The following is a 15580-nucleotide window of genomic DNA, read 5'->3' on the forward strand; positions in this document are numbered from 1 at the left end:
AGGGGGTGGGGTGCGCACGGCGCGTGCCTCCACACCTTGATTTCTTCCCCCGGCTCATCGGCCGACCCGCGCGACCTCGGCGTCGGCTCCGCCCCGATGTGGGACGACGCCCCGTATCCGGTGGTGGTGCTCGACATGAACGGCCGTGCCGTGCACCGCAACGGGGCCGCTCGGCTGCTCCTGCCGGGTCCGTCCGACGGACGCCCCGGGCCGGACGCGCTGCCGTCCTGGCTGTCGGAGGCGCACCGCGACCACGTCCACGGGACGCGCGACGGATCGACGGTGCCGCCCGCCGGGAAGATCGGTGACCGCTTCTACCAGGCCCGCCCCACCCCGGCCGGCGGCGGAGTGGCGTGGTGGCTGGTCGACGATCCCCGCCGCGACCTGGCGGAAGCGACGCTGCGCACCGCCCGGGACCGGGCGGACATCCTCACCGTCCTCTTCAGCACCCTGCTGTCGTCGCTGAACGTGCCACGCTGCGCGGAGGTCGCCGCGCAGATGGCCGCGGAGCATCTCGCCGACGCCGCCGTCCTCATCACCCCGCCCGTCGGCCACCGGTACGCCGTCACCCACGCCCGGCGCGGCGGGCCGGCGGTCCAGGAGATCCGCCGGATCGATCCGCACGGCGTCCCGGGGCTGGACGAGGCCCTCCGCGGGTTCCCGCCGGTGCCGGCCCGCCGGATCGACCCCGGCGGCATCCCCGGCTGGGCGATCCCGGCGGGCTTCGCCGGGCCGGTCGGTTCCGTCCTCGTCGCCCCGCTTGCCGGTCACGGATCGCCCGCCGGCGCGCTGATCCTGCTCCGCTCCGGCACCGAGCGGGCGTTCACCCCCGACGAGGAGGCCTTCGCCCGGCTCTTCGCCGCACGCGCGGGCACCGCGCTGTCGGCCGCGCGCCTGTACAGCGAGCAGACGGCGATCACCACCACGCTCATGCGGGAACTGCTGCCGCCCACCCTGACCGGCGTGCACGGGGTGGAGTACGCGGGCCGCTACCGCACCGCCATGGACCACGAACGGGTCGGCGGCGACTTCTACGACGTCCACCCCGGCGCCGACGCCTCCCAGGAGACCTTCGTCGTGCTGGGCGACGTGGCGGGCAAGGGCCTGGACGCGGCGGTGCTGACCGGCAAGATACGCAACACCCTGCACGCGCTGCTGCCGCTGGCCTCCGACCACCAGCGGGTCCTGAGCCTGCTGAACGGGGCCCTGCTCACCTCGCACCACACCCGGTTCGCCACCCTGGTGCTGGCCTCGGTGAAGCGCCACGGCAGCGGTGTACGGCTCAGACTGACCAGTGCCGGGCACCTGCCCCCGCTCGTCGTCCGCACGGACGGCAGGGTCGAGGAGGTGGACACGCACGGCACCCTGGTCGGCGCGCTGCCCGCCGTGACGGTGCGGACGGCCGAGACGGTGCTCGCTCCCGGGGAGACCTGCCTGCTCTACACCGACGGCATCACCGAGGCCCGCGGCGGTCCCCTGGGCGACGAGTTCTTCGGCGAACACCGGCTGCGCCGGGCGCTGGTGGAGTGCGCGGGCATGCCGGGCGAGGCGATCGTCGAGCGGGTGCAGATGCTGGCCGCGCAGTGGCTGGGCTCCGGTGACCACGACGACATGGCCGCCGTCGCCGTCAGCGCGCCCCGTACGGGCCCGTCGGCCGGTGGTGACGGACACGCCGGCGACGGCGCGCCCGCGGGGAGGAACGGGTGAGCGGGACACGCGCTCCGGCCGCCGGCCTGCGCGAAGGGCTCTGGCGGGCGGTCCTCGACGGCAACGAGTACGACGCCGTCGGCAGCGTCCGCGCCGGTCTCGCCGGCGGGTGGGACGAGGAGGGCCTGCTGCTCGACGTCGTCGCTGCGGTACAGGAGAGGATCGGCGTCGAGTGGGCCGCCGACCGGATCACCGTGGCCCAGGAACACGCCGCGACGGCGATCAACGAGCGGGTGATCACCGCACTCGTGCACCGTCCGGCGGTGGGCGGGCCCGTCCCCGTCCACCGCGGGCGGGTGACGGTCACCTGCGTCGACGGCGAATGGCACGCCTTTCCCGCCCGCCTCGTCGCCGAGGTGCTGCGGCTGCGGGGCTGGCGGGTCGACTACCTCGGGGCCCAGACGCCCACGCCGCGCCTGGTCGCCCACCAGCACCGGACCAACTCCGACGCCGTCCTGCTCTCCGGCTCGATCCCCACCCAGCTGCCGGCGGCGCACACGGCCATCACCGCCTGCCAGGCCGTCGGCGTACCCGTGCTGGCCGGCGGCATGGCCTTCGGCGAGGACGGCCGGTTCGCCCGCGCCCTCGGCGCCGACGCGTGGGCCGCGGACGCCCGCGGCGCGGCCGCCGTGCTGGAGAAGGGGCTGCCGCGGCCGACGGCGATCGGGCAGGCGGTCGACGGCCTGCCGCACCTGGTCGATCAGGAGTACACCATGGTGGCGCAGTCGCGCGGCCGCCTGGTCAGGCAGACGCTGGCGGAACTGGAGAAGCGTCTTCCCGCCGTGCGCGGCTACAGCGAGGCACAGCGGGAGCGGACCGCGGAGGACCTCGGTCACATCGTCGACTTCCTGGTCACCGCCCTGTACGTGGACGACGCGGAGGTGTTCACCGGGTTCCTGGGCTGGACGGCCGGAGTGCTGTCCGCACGGGGTGTTCCGGTGCACCCCCTGGTGGCCGGCCTGGACATCCTGGCCGGGCAACTGCGCGACTTCCCCCGCGGTCTCCGCCTGGTCCACCGGGGCGCGGCGCTGCTCGGCGGCCGGCCCGCCCCCGTCACCCTTCCGGAGGGGGTCGCCGGCCGGTGAAGGTGTGGGCGATGCCCGTCTGCCAGCCGGGCAGGGGCAGGACGCGGACCCGGTCGAACCTCGCGGTCCGCAGCCGGTCCGCGAAGCGGCCGGCGGTGTCGAACTCCACCACGCTGCGCCACAGATGGCCGTACAGCTCGCCGTCGCCCAGCGCGCCGGCCACGGGCCGCACGATGCCCCGGCACACCAGTGTCCACACCGCGCGGTCCAGGCGGCGTCCGCCGAGGGCGTACTCATGGACGCCCAGCCGTCCGCCGGGCGCCAGCAGCCCGCGCACCGTGGCGAGCACGGCGTCGGGGTCGGTGACGTTGCGGAACAGGTAGGCGGCGAACACCGCGTCGTACGGCCCGCGCACACCGGCTTCCGCGAGCCTTTCCACCGGTGCCCGGGTGAGGGTGACACCGGGCGGCCACGGTTTGGCGGCGGCCCGCTCCAGCATGCCCGCGGAGGCGTCCACCGCGGTGATCCGCGCGCCCGGCAGTACGGCGGCGAGCGCGGCGGTCGAGGCTCCGGTGCCGCAGCCGAGGTCGAGCACGCGCATCCCCTCGCCCCCGCGCGGCAGTCCGAGGCGGCGTGCGGAGCGGCGCAGATGGGCGTGGTAGCCGGGGTTGGCGGCGACCAGTACGTCGTAGCTGCGGGCGGCGTGGTCGAAGGCGGCGGCGAGACGCTCGTCGCGCAGAAGGGCCGTGGTGGCTCCGGTGGGCGACGGGGCCGGACGGGCGGACCGGGTCATCGCCGGGTGCGGGACGCCGAGTCGGCCGCGCCCCCGTGGCCGAGGAGCCCCGTGTGTTCCATCGGGTCCTCGGCCTCCAGGCGGGCCAGCTCACGGCGGGCCACCCGCAGCACCACCGGCGGCAGCGCGGCCCGCGCCACCTGCGCCAGCCGCAGCCAGCGGGGCAGGTAGACGGCCGTGCTGCGGCGCTCCACGGCCGCTCCGAGCCGGTCGGCGGCCCAGTCCACCGGGTACACGCGCCGGGCCGGCGGCGGCATGTTGCCGCGCAGTTCGCGCAGGACGGTGTGGTGGTCCGCGTCGCGGATCATGTCGGTGTCGATCCAGTTCAGGTATCCGATGCCGACGGCGACGCCGTGGTGCGCCACTTCGGCGCGCAGGGAGTGGGCGAAGGCCTCCACCCCCGCCTTGGAGGCGCAGTAGGCGCTCATCATCGGTGCGGCGCCGATCGAGGCCAGGGAGGCGATCTGCAGGTAGTAGCCCCGCGTCGCCAGCAGGTCCGGCAGGAAGGCGCGGGCCGTGGCCGCGCTGCCGGTCAGGTTGACGTCGATCACGCGCCGCCAGCGGGCGGGGTCGGAGGTGGCGAACGGGCCGCCCTCCGCGACACCGGCGTTGGCCACCACGACGGAGGGGGTGCCGAGACGCGTCCTGACCAGTTCAGCGGCATCCGCCAGGGCGGCCTCGTCGGTGACGTCGACCTCGTGGACCAGTGCCTCGGTGGCCAGACCGGCGGCCACCGCCTCCAGGCCCGCCCGCTCATGACCGAGCAGCGCCGGACGGGCACCGCGCCGGGCGAGGTCACGGGCCAGGGCCGCGCCGACCCCGCGTGCGGCCCCGGTGATCACGACGGCGCGGTCGCGGAGCGGGTGGGCGTTCATCGGGCGTTCCCTTCGTGGGCTCAGCCACGGTCCGTGCGGTCCTCGCGGGTGGTACCGGGGCGGGCGGTGTGGTCGGGGTGACCGACGGTGCGGCGGGCCTCCTTCATCTCGGCCTCGTACAGGTGGTCGCGGCCCTCGGCCAGTTCCTCGACGGCGGCCTGCTCGAGTTCCCTGAACGGCTGGTAGTAGCCGGCGTTGTAGGCCTCGACGATCTGGAACGTCCAGTGGCCGGGGATCACGTTGCGGCCCAGCACCTGGGTGCGCACCGTCTCGGCCCAGTCCGGGTGCCCGGCCTTGTGCAGCAGTTCGACCGCCCGGTCCAGTTCGAGGTCGGCGGTGCCGGTCAGCTGGTGAAAGCTGTAGAGGTGGCCCCGGGCCCGCTCGGTCGTCTCCAGTGCCTTCGACAGCGATCCGAGCGCCTCCACCGTCTCGTCGCTGACGCCCTCGGGGCGCTGGTGGGCGCGGTCGGGGCCCTCGTGTCCGGTCATCGTCTCGCCTCCGCCTGTGGTAGTTGGGTGCCGGTCCCGCAGCGGCCGGAAAGGGCGCGGCCGGTCCGGTGTGTCAGCCCGATATGTGTCGGTCCCGCGTGTGACCGGTCCGACCTGTGTCGGTCTCACATGTACCGGTCCCACATATACCGATCCGATGCGTGCCGGCCCGATATGCGTCGTCCCGACGTGTGTCGGACGGGCCGGGCCGGCGTGTGCCGGCCCGATGCGTACGGGTCCAATGGGTGCCGGTCATCCCGCGTCGGTCCGGTCGCCCGCATCCGGCCGCCTGCGGCCCGTGCGGTCCCGGTGGGTCAGCAGTCGCTGCGCCCGGACCAGGCCGGGGGCCAGGTACCGGCGCAGCGCGGCGCGTGCGGCGTTGGCGCCCGGCGCGCCGTGCACGCCACCGCCCGGATGGGCGCCGGCGGATGCCAGGTACAGGCCCTTGACGGGGGTCTCGGGGCGCCCGGTGCCGGGTGCCGGGCGGAAGAACAGCTGCTGGTGCATGGCCGCGGTGCCGCCGTTGATGGCGCCGCCGTGCAGGTTCCGGTCCAGGGACTGGAGCGTGGGCGGGGCCAGGATGCGGCGGGCCCGGATCCTGGCCCGGAAGCCGGGCGCGAAGCGTTCCACCTGGCGCTCGACCCTGTCGGCCATGATCTCCTGCTCGGCGGCGTCCCACGTCCCGGTGAGGGACTCGTCGCCGGCGTCGCGGGCGACGTCGTGGGGCACGTGGGTGTACGCCCAGGCGGACTCGGTGCCCCGGGGGGAGCGGGACGGGTCCGCGGTCGTCATCTGGCCGAACAGACAGAACGGGCGGTCCGGGACGCTGCCGGTGGCGAGCTGGGCGGCGAAGCGGGTGAGTTCGTCGAGACCGTCCGCGAGGTGGACGGTTCCGGCGCCCGCGGCCTGCTCGCACCGCCAGGGGACCGGGCCGTCCAGCGCCCAGTCGACCTTGAAGGTGGCGAAGTCCCACTGGAAGCGCCGCAGGTCCGACAGCAGCTGGGCGGGCACGTGCTCGGGCTCGAGGAGTTCGCCGTACAGGGCGGGCACGGCCACGTCCGCGAGGACGGCGCGCCCGGCCGCGACCGTCTCCCCGCCGGCCGTGCGCACCCCGGTCACCCGGCCGCCGCGTACGAGGATCCGGTCGACGCGCTGCCCGCAGCGCAGTACTCCCCCGCGGGCCTCGAGGCGTTGTGCCAGGGCCCGGGTGAGGGCTCCGGCGCCGCCGGCCGGTGCGGGGAAGCCGTACGTCTGTCCGAGCATCGACATCAGCCAGCCGTAGCCGCCGCTGCCCGCGGCCTCCGGTGCCAGGTCGGCGTGGAGCGCGTTGCCCGCCAGCAGCAGTCCCCCGCCCTCGCCCAGGAACTCCTCCTCCGCCATCCGGCGCACCGGCAGGACCAGGGTGCGGGCCGTGCGCAGCCCGCCCGTGCCGCGCAGCCGGAAGGCCAGCCGGGCGGCGGAACGGACCGGCGGGAACGGGGTGAACAGGGCGTTCACGAGATCGGGGCGCAGGTTCTGCCACATGTCGTGCAGCCGCCGCCAGGCGGCTCCGTCGCCCGGCGCGAAGGCCTCCAGGGAGCCGGCGGTGACATCGACGCGGCGGTCGAGCACCGCGCACCTGCCGTCGGAGAGCGGATGGGCCAGGACGTGCGGGGCGTGGCTCCAGCGCAGCCCGTGGCGCTCCAGCCGCAGTCCGGCCAGGACCGGGGAGGCGGCGGCGAGCGGGTAGAAGGAGCTGCACAGGTCGCTGACGAAGTCGGGGTCCACGCCCCGGTCGTGGCGCACGGCGCCGCCGGGCTCCGGTTGTTCCTCCAGCACCTCGACGCTCCAGCCGGCGTCGGCGAGCAGGTTCGCCGCGACCAGTCCGTTGGGACCGGCCCCGATCACCACGGCGTCAGGCACGGGCGCCTCCCGTGCCGGGCTCCGGGGAGACGACCTGGCCGAGGGGGCGGCGGCGCTCGTCCTCGGCCGCCTCGCTCTCGCAGATCCTCGCCAGCCGGGCGAGCATCGCCCGGTGGCGGATCTGGATCAGGGCCTCCACGGCCACGTTGTGCACCAGGCCGCCCGCCCCGCGCAGCGGATGCTCGTCCACGATCACCAGGCAGTGGTCGCCCCAGGGCCGCGTCTCGATGGCGACACGGGCCGTGCCGATCGGCCCGGCCTCGGCCTCCAGTTCCAGGATCTGGTCCGGCACGCAGCGCCGGACCACGGTGTTGTTGGACAGGCGCAGGGGGCCGAAGCGCACCTCGTAGCGGAGGGCCGCGCCGAGCTGCGGCCAGTGCCCGCTCACCGGCTCCGAGGACGACGTCCCCACCACCCATTCCGCATACCGGGTGCCGTCCGCGAGGACGGCCCAGACGGTATGCGGGCTCGTACGGATCAGACGATGGCGAACCGCCACGGCTACCTCCCGAGTCCGCTCACGACACCAGTCAGCACTGAGTGCCCCCTCTGGCACACGTCAACCGGCGGCGGCGGGAGCGGCGGCGGGCCGGTGGCCGGGCAGCGTCGCGCACCGGTGGTCAGGCGGCGTCGCGGGCAGGGGCCAGGGCCCACCGGATGCCCGCGGTGACGGCGGTGCCGAGCGGGCGCACGCACAGATCCTCGGCCGGGGGGACGCGGGGCAGCCACAGGGCGCGGGAGGCCCAGCCGGGCAGCAGGGAGACGGCGTTGGCGGCGAGCACGCCGTACGGCAGCCGGGCGAGCAGCGGAAGGGGAGGATTGAGCAGCAGGAAGCGGGCGGTGCTGCGGGCCTCGGGAGTGGCGCGCAGCTCACCGCGGTAGGCGGCCAGCCGTTCGGCGAGTCCGGCGCGGTCGGCCGGCGGGTCGGGTACGCCGAGCGCGATGGCGATCCGCGCCATGTCGGCGACGTAGGCGTCGCAGCCGGCGTCGTCCAGCGGACGGGCTCCGTAGCGCTGGTGGGCGCGCAGGAAGGTGTCGACCTCGGCGATGTGCACCCAGCACAGCAGACGGGGGTCGGCGGCCCGGTACTCCTCCCCGTCCGCGGTGTTGCCGCGCACCGTCTCGTGGACGGCCCGCACCCGGTCGACGGCCCGCTGGGCGCTGTCGGCGGTGCCGTAGGTGGTGACGGCGAGGAAGGTGCTGGTCCGCTGGAGCCGCCCCCAGGGGTCCCCGCGGAACCCGGAGTGCCCCGCGACGGCGGCCATGGCCAGCGGGTGGAGCGACTGCAGCAGCAGGGCCGCGAGCCCGCCGATGAACATGGAGGCGTCCCCGTGCACCCTCCTGACCGGCCGTTCGGGACCGAACCAGCGCGGGCCGGGTGTGCCGTGGATGCGGGCGCGGTTGTCCGCGCCGTCCGGTCCGGCCACCCGGGAGAAGATCGCGTGACCGACCCGGTCGCGCAGCGCCGAGCCGCCTTCCGTCAGGAGTCCCATGGCTCGCACCACCCTCCTCGCGCCCGGCGGACGCGCCACGGCTACGTCTGCCCCCTCCCCTGTCCCGTACCCCCGGGCGCGCGGCTCAAGGGACGTCGCCCCGCCAGTCGTACACCCGGCCGCCGCCGGACCGGGGCACGTAGAGCGCGCGTCCGCCCGCGCCGTAGCGCCCTATCTCGGTGCGCAGACCGACGCCGTGCCTCAGCTCCGTCTCGCTGCGGCCGGTGACGTCCAGCAGCAGACCGTCCAGCGGACCGCCGGCCAGCTCCACGTACGACCGTCCGTCGCGCGGCCCGGGATCGTCGTGATCCGCTCCGTAGACCCGGCCGCGCAGGAACTCCAGTTCGTCCATACCGGCAGGGTGGCATCCCCCACTGACAACCGGTCCCGGCCGTGCCCGGCGGGCCCGTCCGTACGCGCTCACCTGCGGCATGGAAGGGTGCGGCGGGGGCAAGCGTGCACCAGGATGGGCGGTACGGGCTGACCGCATCAACCAGAAAGGCGGACCGGTGGACTGGCGGCTCTTCGCGCAGCAGATGGCCTCCATGGCCCGTGATCTCCTGGCCGAGCACACACTCGACGCGACCCTGGAACAGATCAGCCGTTCCGCGGTGGACCTCGTCGACGGCTGCGACGCCTCCGGCATCCTCGTCCTGCGCGGGAACCGGGTGAGCTCGCTGGCACCCACCGAACAGCTCGTGACCGACAGCGACCGCCTCCAGGAGCGTCTGCAGGAGGGGCCCTGCTTCGACGCGGCCCGGCCCGACACCACCGAGAGGGTCTTCCGGATACCGGACTTCACCGCGGAGCCCGAACGCTGGAGGTCCTTCGTGCCCCACTGCCGGGAGCTCGGAGTGGGCAGCATGATGGGATTCCTGCTGTACACGCGGGAGGAGGAGCTGGGCGCCCTCAACATGTACTCCCGCAAACCCGGGATGTTCACCGAGGACAGTGAGACGGCGGGCTGGCTGCTGGCCTCCCACGCGGCGGTCGCCTTCGCCACCGCCCGCAACGACGCCCAGTTGCAGGAGGCCATCACCACCCGGCACCTGATCGGCGAGGCGATGGGCATCCTGATGGGCCGCCACCACATCACGGAGGACAAGGCCTTCGAGATCCTGCGCACCCAGTCCCAGCGCACCAACACCAAACTGCGCGAGGTGGCGCGCCGGGTCTGCGAGACGGGCACCGCGGAGGCGTGACCGACGGGCCCGCGGCTGCTCCGGAGGAACTCAGCGACCGCCCGTCCAGGTGTGGGCGACGTCGATGACGATGTGGTCCTTCAGCTGCAGCACCCGGAACGGCAGCCGTGCGCGCACGCCGAGTCCGAGCTGCGTCTCGCCCTCGAAACTGCCGGCGAACCGTGCGTCCCGGAAGGTGCGGTACCCGGTGAGGCCGATGCCCGGCAGCGGGCGTCCGGCGCGCGCCGGGTAGGCGGGCTCGCCGGTCGCGGGATCGTACGAGGGCGCGGCCACCCGCACCTCGAGCACGGCGCCGCCGGCGACGGGGACGTGCCGGCCCGATCCGTCCTGGTGGAGGCGGTCGACGTAGCGGACCGAGTAGCCGAGGCCACCGGGCGCGACACCGGGCAGGTCGACGACCATCCGGTCGAAGCAGGCGTGCCGGCCGGTCCGGACGGTCCGCAGCGGAGTGGTCGTGGTGTCGGCGTCGGACTCGGCGGCGCTGCCCCAGCCGGTCGGGCAGGCCGCGGCCCGGGCGGCCGTCGGCCGGGCGGCGACGGCCGGGACCGCCGCTGTCGCGAGCAGGCTGCCCATGAGCACCAGCGTCGCGCCGATCTTTCCGGTTTTCATCATTTCCTGCCCCCTGGGCTCGCGTCGTTACGGTATCGGGTGAGACGAGCGGGATGCCCGGAAGGTTGCGGCAACCGCCCGGCCGCCTCGCCGGACCGTACGCCATGGCACATCCTGGGGGGAGCGGACGAATGCCCCGTGCGTCCGCACCGGAAGGGCGCGACATGGACGATGCAGCCGCCGCACCGCGCCGGGACCGGTCGGCCGGCCCGCCCGGCCGGGGTGCGACGGACCGCCGGAGCGCGGAGGAGGGAGGGCACGCTCCCGCCTCCGCCCGGATCGAGGACGCGCTCGCCGAACCCGTGGTGGCGGCGGTGCGGGACCTCGGGGGCTACGGCGGACTGGTGTACCTGCGTTCGCGCGACCGGCGTTCGCTGGTGCTCGGTGTGGTGTGCGGCGTTCCCCGGTCGCTGCTGAGGTCCTGGTGGCGGGTGCCCGTGGGCGGCGCGCTGCCCATGTCCGAGGCGTACCGCAGGGCCGAGAGCCTGTGGCTGCCGGACGAGGCGGCGGCGATGCTGCGGTTCCCGCAGTTCACCGCCGCCCTGCCGTACTCGTTCGCCTCCGCCTATCACCCCGTGCGGGTCGGCGGCGAACCGGTGGGGGTCCTCGCCGTGCTGCGTTCGGCCGCCCGGGAACCGCTGGACGGGCGGGCGGTGGGGGCGGTGCTGCGCGACGCCGGGCGGGACATGGAGGAGCGCCTCACCGAGTACGCCCGCCGGGTGTCCGGCCGTACGGGTTCGGACGCCGTCGCGTACGGGATCGACCACGACGACCAGCCGGTCAGCGTGCGGCTGCCCGCTCCCCCCGCCCCGGCCGTGGCCGTCGGCATGATCGAGTGGGACCTGGACAGCGACCGGTGGTCCGGGGACGACGACGCGCTGTCCCTGCTGGGGGTCACCCCGGCGGGGTTCGGCGGCACCATGGCGGAGGTCGAGGCCCGGGTCTCCCCGGACGACCTGCACGAACTGCGGTCGAGCCGGCGGGAGGCGGCCGGCACCGGACAGGTCAGGGCCCGGCACTTCAGGGTGCTGGCCGCGCCCGAGGAGGACGGGCGGATCCGCTACCGGTCGGTGGAACTGTGGGGGCATGTCGTCCGGGCGGAGGGGACCGGCCGGCTCCTGGTGGGCGCTCTCGTCGACACGGCCGGCGGGGCCACCGCGGCGGAGGCCGCCGAGCGGCTGCCCGACGGGCTGTTCTCCCTGGACCAGGACGGCCGGGTCGTCTACGCCAACGCCCGCTGCCAGGAACTGCTGGGGTGCGCGCTGGAGCGCATCCTCGGCCACTATCCGTGGGAGGTGCTCACCTGGCTGCGCGATCCGGCGTACGAGGACCGCTACCGTGCGGCGATGCTGTCGCAGGAGCCGGTGTCGTACCTGGTGCACGATCCGCGGGGCGTCTGGCTGGGGTTCGTGCTGTATCCGGGTGTGCACGGGCTGACCGGCCGCGTCTTCCGCACCGCCGCCCCCGCCGGGTCGGAGCCGGGCCGCGCCCTGACCCCGGCCGGCGGGGGCGCCGGGGCGCCGCCGTCGGAGCTGGTCGCGACGGCCCGCGCGGGGGCCCTTTACCACGTGGTGCAGATGGCCAGTGTGCTGACCGAGGCGGTCACCGTCAGGGACGTGTGCCGGGCCGTCGCCGAGCAGCTGCTGCCCGCGTTCGGTGCGCAGGAGATCGCCCTGTACACGATCCGCGACGGGCGGATGCACCTGTTGTGGGAGTCCGGTTACCCGCGGGGTTTCCTCGACCGCTTCGAGGGGGTCCCGCTCGACGCGGACCTGCCCGGCGTGCACGCGCTGACCACACGGCTGCCGCTCTTCTTCGAGTCGCCCGAGGCGCTGGTCGACGCCTATCCGAGGCTGGTGCTGGACCCGATGAACGCCTGGTCGTTCCTGCCGTTGATCGCCTCCGGCCATCCGGTCGGCTCCTGCATCCTGGGCTGGAGCGCACCGCACCGGTTCACCCCGGAGGAGCGCAGCGCGCTGACCGCGCTGGGCGGTCTGGCCGCGCAGGCGATGGAGCGGGCCCGGCTCTACGACGCGGAGTCCGCCGTGGCACGCGGGCTGCAGGAGGGCCTGCTGCCGCACCGGCTGCCCGCCATCGACCGGATGGTCACCACCGGCCGCTATCTGCCCGGCACCCAGGGCATGGCCATCGGGGGCGACTGGTACGACGTGATCCGCACGGGGCGCGGGGTGGCGCTGGTCATCGGTGACGTCGAGGGGCACAGCGTCGGCGCCGCGGCCGTCATGGGGCAGCTGCGCAGCGCGGTGCACGCCTTCGCCGCCAGCGGCCGCCCGCCGCAGGAGGTCGTCACCCATACGAACCGGCTGCTGGCCGAGCTGGAGACCGACGTCTTCGCCACCTGCTGTTACATCGAGCTCGATCCGGGGACCGGCCGTGCCCTGGCCGTCCGGGCGGGCCATCCGCCACCCCTGCTGCGCCACCCCGACGGGCGCGCCGAGACCCTGGACCTGCCCGGTGGTGTGCTGCTCGGTGTGCAGGCGGACGCCGAATACCCCCTCTCGACACTGGTCCTGGCGCCCGGCAGTGTCCTGGCGCTGTACACGGACGGGCTCGTGGAGCGGTCCGGCAGCGACATCGGGACCGGCATCGAGGCGATCCGCCGCTGTCTGGCCCGTAGCCGCGCCGACTCGGTGGAGCAGCTCGCGGACCAGCTGATCAGGGCCGCCCACCGGACCGAGGACCGCCCGGACGACGTGGCGCTGCTGCTGACGGCGTACGGCTGACGGACCGGCCGCTGCCCCCGCCCGGCGGGTGGCCGTCGGGCGGGCGGACAGCGGGCGGCGGCATCGGCATCGAGGACGGGCAGGCCGGGCGGGGCGCGGGGCGGCAGGGCACGCTGCCTTCACGCGGTGCGGCGGCGGACCCCCGGTGCGGCCGGGTGGTCACGCGGCCGGACGGACGCCCGGGTGCGGCGTGGGGCCGCCCCGGTGACACGTCGTCACCGGGGCCGTCTCACGCGCAGTAGCGCACCAGCCACTCGTCCGGGTCGTAGGCGTTCCTGGCCGGGTCCGGCGCGACGGCCGGCCGTTCCTCGGTCATGTCCTCGGCCCGGACCGGCTCCGGGAGCCGTCCGAAGCGGGCCTGGCGTGCGGTCGCCGCCGGGTCCGTGTCCTCGCGCGTGTGCGCCGTCCCCTGGTCCACAGCATCTCCCCTCTGCGGCCGGCCGGTGCCTCCCCCTCGGGGCGGCGCCGCGGCCTTCCCGCCAAGTGTCACACGGCGCCGGCCACGCCGTCCCGTGCCGCCCCGGCGGGACCCGGGACGGGTCCCGCCGGGGCGGACGGCCGTGCGGCGGGGGTCGGGTCACGTGCGCCGCACGCGCCGCAGGACCACGAAGCCGGCGACGACGAGGACCGCGCCGGCCGCGGCGGGCCAGAGCTGGGCGCCGGTCTCGGCGAGGCCGCCGGTCACGGCCTGTGGTTCGGTCGCGTCGGCCGCCGAGGCGTCGCCGCCACCGGTCGGCGTGCCGACGCCGGGGGTCTGCCGGCCCGCCCCGGTGCCGGCGTCACCGGTCCCGGCGTCGCCTCCGTCGCTGCCGCCCGCGCCGGCGTCCTTCGCCGAGGGCGAGACGTAGACCTCGGGCCGCTCGTCGCCCTCCGGGGTGGCGCCGTCGTCACCGGGTTCCTGGGTGGCCGGTGCGCCGGCCGGGGGCTCCGAGGGGTCCTGCGCACCGTCGCCGGGCTGCCCGCCTCCGTCGCCGGAATCGCCCCCGCCGTTGCCGGGCTGCTCGTCGCCGTTGCCGGGCTCCTGCCCGCCGTCGCCGGAATCGCCCCCGCCGTCGCCGGAATCGCCCCCGCCGTCGCCGGGCTGCCCGCCGCCGTTGCCGCCCTCGTCGCCGTTGCCGCCGTCGTCCGGGGCCTCAGGAGTGGCCGTGGGGTCCTGCGGCTCCTCACCGCCCGGCTGCTCACCGCCCGGCTCCTCGCCGCCGCCGGCGCCCGCGCCGCACGTGCGGCCGCTGTTGATGCAGTCGACCATCTCCCGCATCAGGTCCTCGTCGAAGACGTTGATGAAGTCGCCGTGATCCGTGACCGGCTTGTGCAGCTGCTCGGGGAAGGAGTCCACCGCGAACAGCGGTGTCGTCCGCCCGCCGTCCTCCAGGCTCGGCGCGTCGACGTCGTAGACGATGCGCTGGACCAGCTGCGGCACGGGGGTGAACCCGGACGGGCAGGTGCCGGACGCGTCCGCGAACGCCATGTGCGTACGGTGGTTGGCGCTGTCGATGTTGCGGCCGTCCCAGCAGCTCTGGAACCTGAACGTGCGCACCACGTCACTGCCCTGCGGGCACAGCGGGTACTTGTCCTTCAGCTGCCGTTCCTCCAGACCCGTGCAGCTCCAGGAGGCGTTGGCGTTGGCGGGGCCGTTGACGAAGGACTTGGCGTCCCCGGTGATGATGCGCAGCAGCCGGGGCATCGCGGTGACCTCGCCGCGCGGGTTGCCCACGAAGGTCAGCGTGACCTCCCTGGGCGTGACGATCTCACCCGCGTTGCCCTCGATGCCGCCGCCCGGGGAGTCGGCGTCCTGCTCCCGGGTTCCGTTCTGCAGCCGCAGCACGGGCCAGTAGTAGGAGGACCTGTCACCCGGGTCCTCGCAGGTGGTGTCCGCGTTCGCCAGGTCCTCGTCGCTGGAGAAGGCGTTGGTGGCCTGGTTGCCGATGTAGTCGTGGAAGTGGTGGGCGCCGTTGCCGACGCCCGGGGCGGCGATCACGTTGTCGGAGTTGAACAGACCGTTCTCGTTGACACCGCACCTGCTGGTGAAGGTGCCGCGCGAGGCGCCCTTCGTCGCCTTCGGCTCGACGACGTCGGGCTGCACGCTCTCGATGTCCGCGAAGTCCGCGGCGACGGGACCGTTGCCGGCCTGGCCCCCGTTGCCGCCCTGGCCCTGCTCACCCTCCTGACCGCCGCCGTCCTGACCGTCGCCCTCCTGACCGCCGGGCGGCCGGGCGGACGCGTTGCCGGAGTCACGCACGGCGCAGGCGGCGAGTTCGTCGAGGTCCGCGGGGCGGTCGCCCACCTTGCCGATGGCGGCGGCGATGCGCCCGAGGGCAGCGGACCGCTCCTCCCCGAGAGGACCGACGATCTCGTCGTCCGCGAAGCCGGGATCCTGCCGTATGGCCTCGGCCGACTCCCCGAGGCGTTGGTAGGCCCGGGCGATCTGCTCGTCCAGGGCGGCGAGTTCCTTGTCGACATCGGGCCGCGCCTGCTCGGGGACCGCCGTCAGGCGGGTCGCCACGTCCGGGCAGTCGATGGTGGAACCGCCCAGTACCCGAGCCTGACCCGTTCCCCCGGCGGGGGCGTCGTCCACCGTCGCGGAAGCGTAGACGTTGGCCGCCATCAACCCCCCTCCGCCCAGGATCAACGCGACCGCGGCAAAGGTCGCGCGCTGTGGACCTCTTGGGCGTCTGCGTGTGTTGCGTGCCAAGGCAGTACTCCTACGCTTCTGTCGCGGGGGGTCGGCATGGGGTTCCCACG

The 15580-nt window shown here is 75.0% G+C and carries 14 protein-coding genes; 4 read left to right on the forward strand and 10 right to left on the reverse strand.

The window, feature by feature from the left end:
- Positions 1-96 precede the first annotated feature (96 nt).
- Together ACF07S_RS26195 and ACF07S_RS26200 are read left to right on the forward strand one after the other, a co-directional pair.
- A complete protein-coding gene (locus ACF07S_RS26195) occupies positions 97-1707 on the forward strand; it encodes a PP2C family protein-serine/threonine phosphatase (RefSeq protein ID WP_391975288.1) in 1611 nt (536 codons plus the stop codon).
- Positions 1704-2792, forward strand: a complete 1089-nt coding sequence (locus ACF07S_RS26200; RefSeq protein ID WP_391975246.1) for a B12-binding domain-containing protein — start codon at positions 1704-1706, stop codon at positions 2790-2792. The genes ACF07S_RS26195 and ACF07S_RS26200 overlap by 4 nt, the downstream gene beginning before the upstream one ends.
- Here the strand turns inward: ACF07S_RS26200 and ACF07S_RS26205 are convergent.
- The 7 genes from ACF07S_RS26205 to ACF07S_RS26235 all read right to left on the reverse strand — a co-directional run bounded on the left by ACF07S_RS26205 (position 2761) and on the right by ACF07S_RS26235 (position 8635).
- Positions 2761-3525 (reverse strand): methyltransferase, encoded by a 765-nt coding sequence (locus ACF07S_RS26205; protein ID WP_391975247.1) that lies wholly within the window; start codon positions 3523-3525, stop codon positions 2761-2763. The genes ACF07S_RS26200 and ACF07S_RS26205 overlap by 32 nt on opposite strands.
- Positions 3522-4400, reverse strand: coding sequence for an SDR family oxidoreductase (locus ACF07S_RS26210; protein WP_391965857.1), 879 nt, complete (start codon positions 4398-4400; stop codon positions 3522-3524). Before ACF07S_RS26210 ends, ACF07S_RS26205 begins: the two co-directional genes overlap by 4 nt.
- A 20-nt stretch (positions 4401-4420) precedes the next feature.
- Positions 4421-4888, reverse strand: coding sequence for a hypothetical protein (locus ACF07S_RS26215; protein ID WP_391975248.1), 468 nt, complete (start codon positions 4886-4888; stop codon positions 4421-4423).
- Positions 4889-5140: 252 nt separating this feature from the next.
- The gene (locus ACF07S_RS26220) at positions 5141-6790 is read right to left on the reverse strand and encodes a phytoene desaturase family protein (RefSeq protein WP_391975249.1); all 1650 of its coding nucleotides are present in this window, start codon (positions 6788-6790) and stop codon (positions 5141-5143) included.
- Positions 6783-7289 (reverse strand): SRPBCC family protein, encoded by a 507-nt coding sequence (locus ACF07S_RS26225; RefSeq protein ID WP_391975250.1) that lies wholly within the window; start codon positions 7287-7289, stop codon positions 6783-6785. Before ACF07S_RS26225 ends, ACF07S_RS26220 begins: the two co-directional genes overlap by 8 nt.
- A gap of 121 nt (positions 7290-7410) precedes the next feature.
- Positions 7411-8283, reverse strand: coding sequence for an oxygenase MpaB family protein (locus tag ACF07S_RS26230; protein WP_391975251.1), 873 nt, complete (start codon positions 8281-8283; stop codon positions 7411-7413).
- 85 nt (positions 8284-8368) lie between these two features.
- A complete protein-coding gene (locus ACF07S_RS26235; RefSeq protein WP_391965852.1) occupies positions 8369-8635 on the reverse strand; it encodes a hypothetical protein in 267 nt (88 codons plus the stop codon).
- Between the two features lie 157 nt (positions 8636-8792).
- Between ACF07S_RS26235 and ACF07S_RS26240 the strand changes: the two genes are divergently transcribed.
- Positions 8793-9485: a GAF and ANTAR domain-containing protein gene (locus ACF07S_RS26240; protein ID WP_391965851.1), complete on the forward strand. Its 693-nt coding sequence runs from the start codon at positions 8793-8795 to the stop codon at positions 9483-9485.
- A 30-nt stretch (positions 9486-9515) separates the two neighbouring features.
- Here ACF07S_RS26240 and ACF07S_RS26245 read toward each other — a convergent pair whose 3' ends face one another.
- Positions 9516-10097 (reverse strand): hypothetical protein, encoded by a 582-nt coding sequence (locus ACF07S_RS26245; RefSeq protein ID WP_391975252.1) that lies wholly within the window; start codon positions 10095-10097, stop codon positions 9516-9518.
- Positions 10098-10258: 161 nt separating this feature from the next.
- On the opposite strand from ACF07S_RS26245, the gene ACF07S_RS26250 reads away from it, so the two are divergent.
- A complete protein-coding gene (locus tag ACF07S_RS26250) occupies positions 10259-12838 on the forward strand; it encodes a SpoIIE family protein phosphatase (protein WP_391975253.1) in 2580 nt (859 codons plus the stop codon).
- A 229-nt stretch (positions 12839-13067) separates the two neighbouring features.
- On the opposite strand, the gene ACF07S_RS26255 is transcribed toward ACF07S_RS26250, so the two are convergent.
- Both ACF07S_RS26255 and ACF07S_RS26260 read right to left on the reverse strand, forming a co-directional pair.
- Positions 13068-13256, reverse strand: a complete 189-nt coding sequence (locus ACF07S_RS26255; RefSeq protein WP_391965848.1) for a hypothetical protein — start codon at positions 13254-13256, stop codon at positions 13068-13070.
- Positions 13257-13415: 159 nt separating this feature from the next.
- Positions 13416-15443 carry a DUF1996 domain-containing protein gene (locus ACF07S_RS26260; RefSeq protein WP_391975254.1) on the reverse strand — a complete coding sequence of 676 codons (2028 nt, stop codon included), beginning with the start codon at positions 15441-15443 and terminating at the stop codon, positions 13416-13418.
- Positions 15444-15580: the final 137 nt, after the last annotated feature.

Origin of the sequence: Streptomyces sp. NPDC016640, assembly GCF_043076215.1 — a bacterium.
Lineage (GTDB): Bacteria > Actinomycetota > Actinomycetes > Streptomycetales > Streptomycetaceae > Streptomyces.

Bases quoted from the DNA above. Each gene is read 5' to 3' on its own strand.
- ACF07S_RS26195 (WP_391975288.1), top strand. From the start codon at position 97: ATGTGGGACGACGCCCCGTATCCGGTGGTGGTGCTCGACATGAACGGC.
- ACF07S_RS26205 (WP_391975247.1), bottom strand. From the start codon at position 3,525: ATGACCCGGTCCGCCCGTCCGGCCCCGTCGCCCACCGGAGCCACCACG.
- ACF07S_RS26210 (WP_391965857.1), bottom strand. From the start codon at position 4,400: ATGAACGCCCACCCGCTCCGCGACCGCGCCGTCGTGATCACCGGGGCC.
- ACF07S_RS26215 (WP_391975248.1), bottom strand. From the start codon at position 4,888: ATGACCGGACACGAGGGCCCCGACCGCGCCCACCAGCGCCCCGAGGGC.
- ACF07S_RS26230 (WP_391975251.1), bottom strand. From the start codon at position 8,283: ATGGGACTCCTGACGGAAGGCGGCTCGGCGCTGCGCGACCGGGTCGGT.
- ACF07S_RS26235 (WP_391965852.1), bottom strand. From the start codon at position 8,635: ATGGACGAACTGGAGTTCCTGCGCGGCCGGGTCTACGGAGCGGATCAC.
- ACF07S_RS26245 (WP_391975252.1), bottom strand. From the start codon at position 10,097: ATGATGAAAACCGGAAAGATCGGCGCGACGCTGGTGCTCATGGGCAGC.
- ACF07S_RS26250 (WP_391975253.1), top strand. From the start codon at position 10,259: ATGGACGATGCAGCCGCCGCACCGCGCCGGGACCGGTCGGCCGGCCCG.
- ACF07S_RS26260 (WP_391975254.1), bottom strand. From the start codon at position 15,443: ATGGCGGCCAACGTCTACGCTTCCGCGACGGTGGACGACGCCCCCGCC.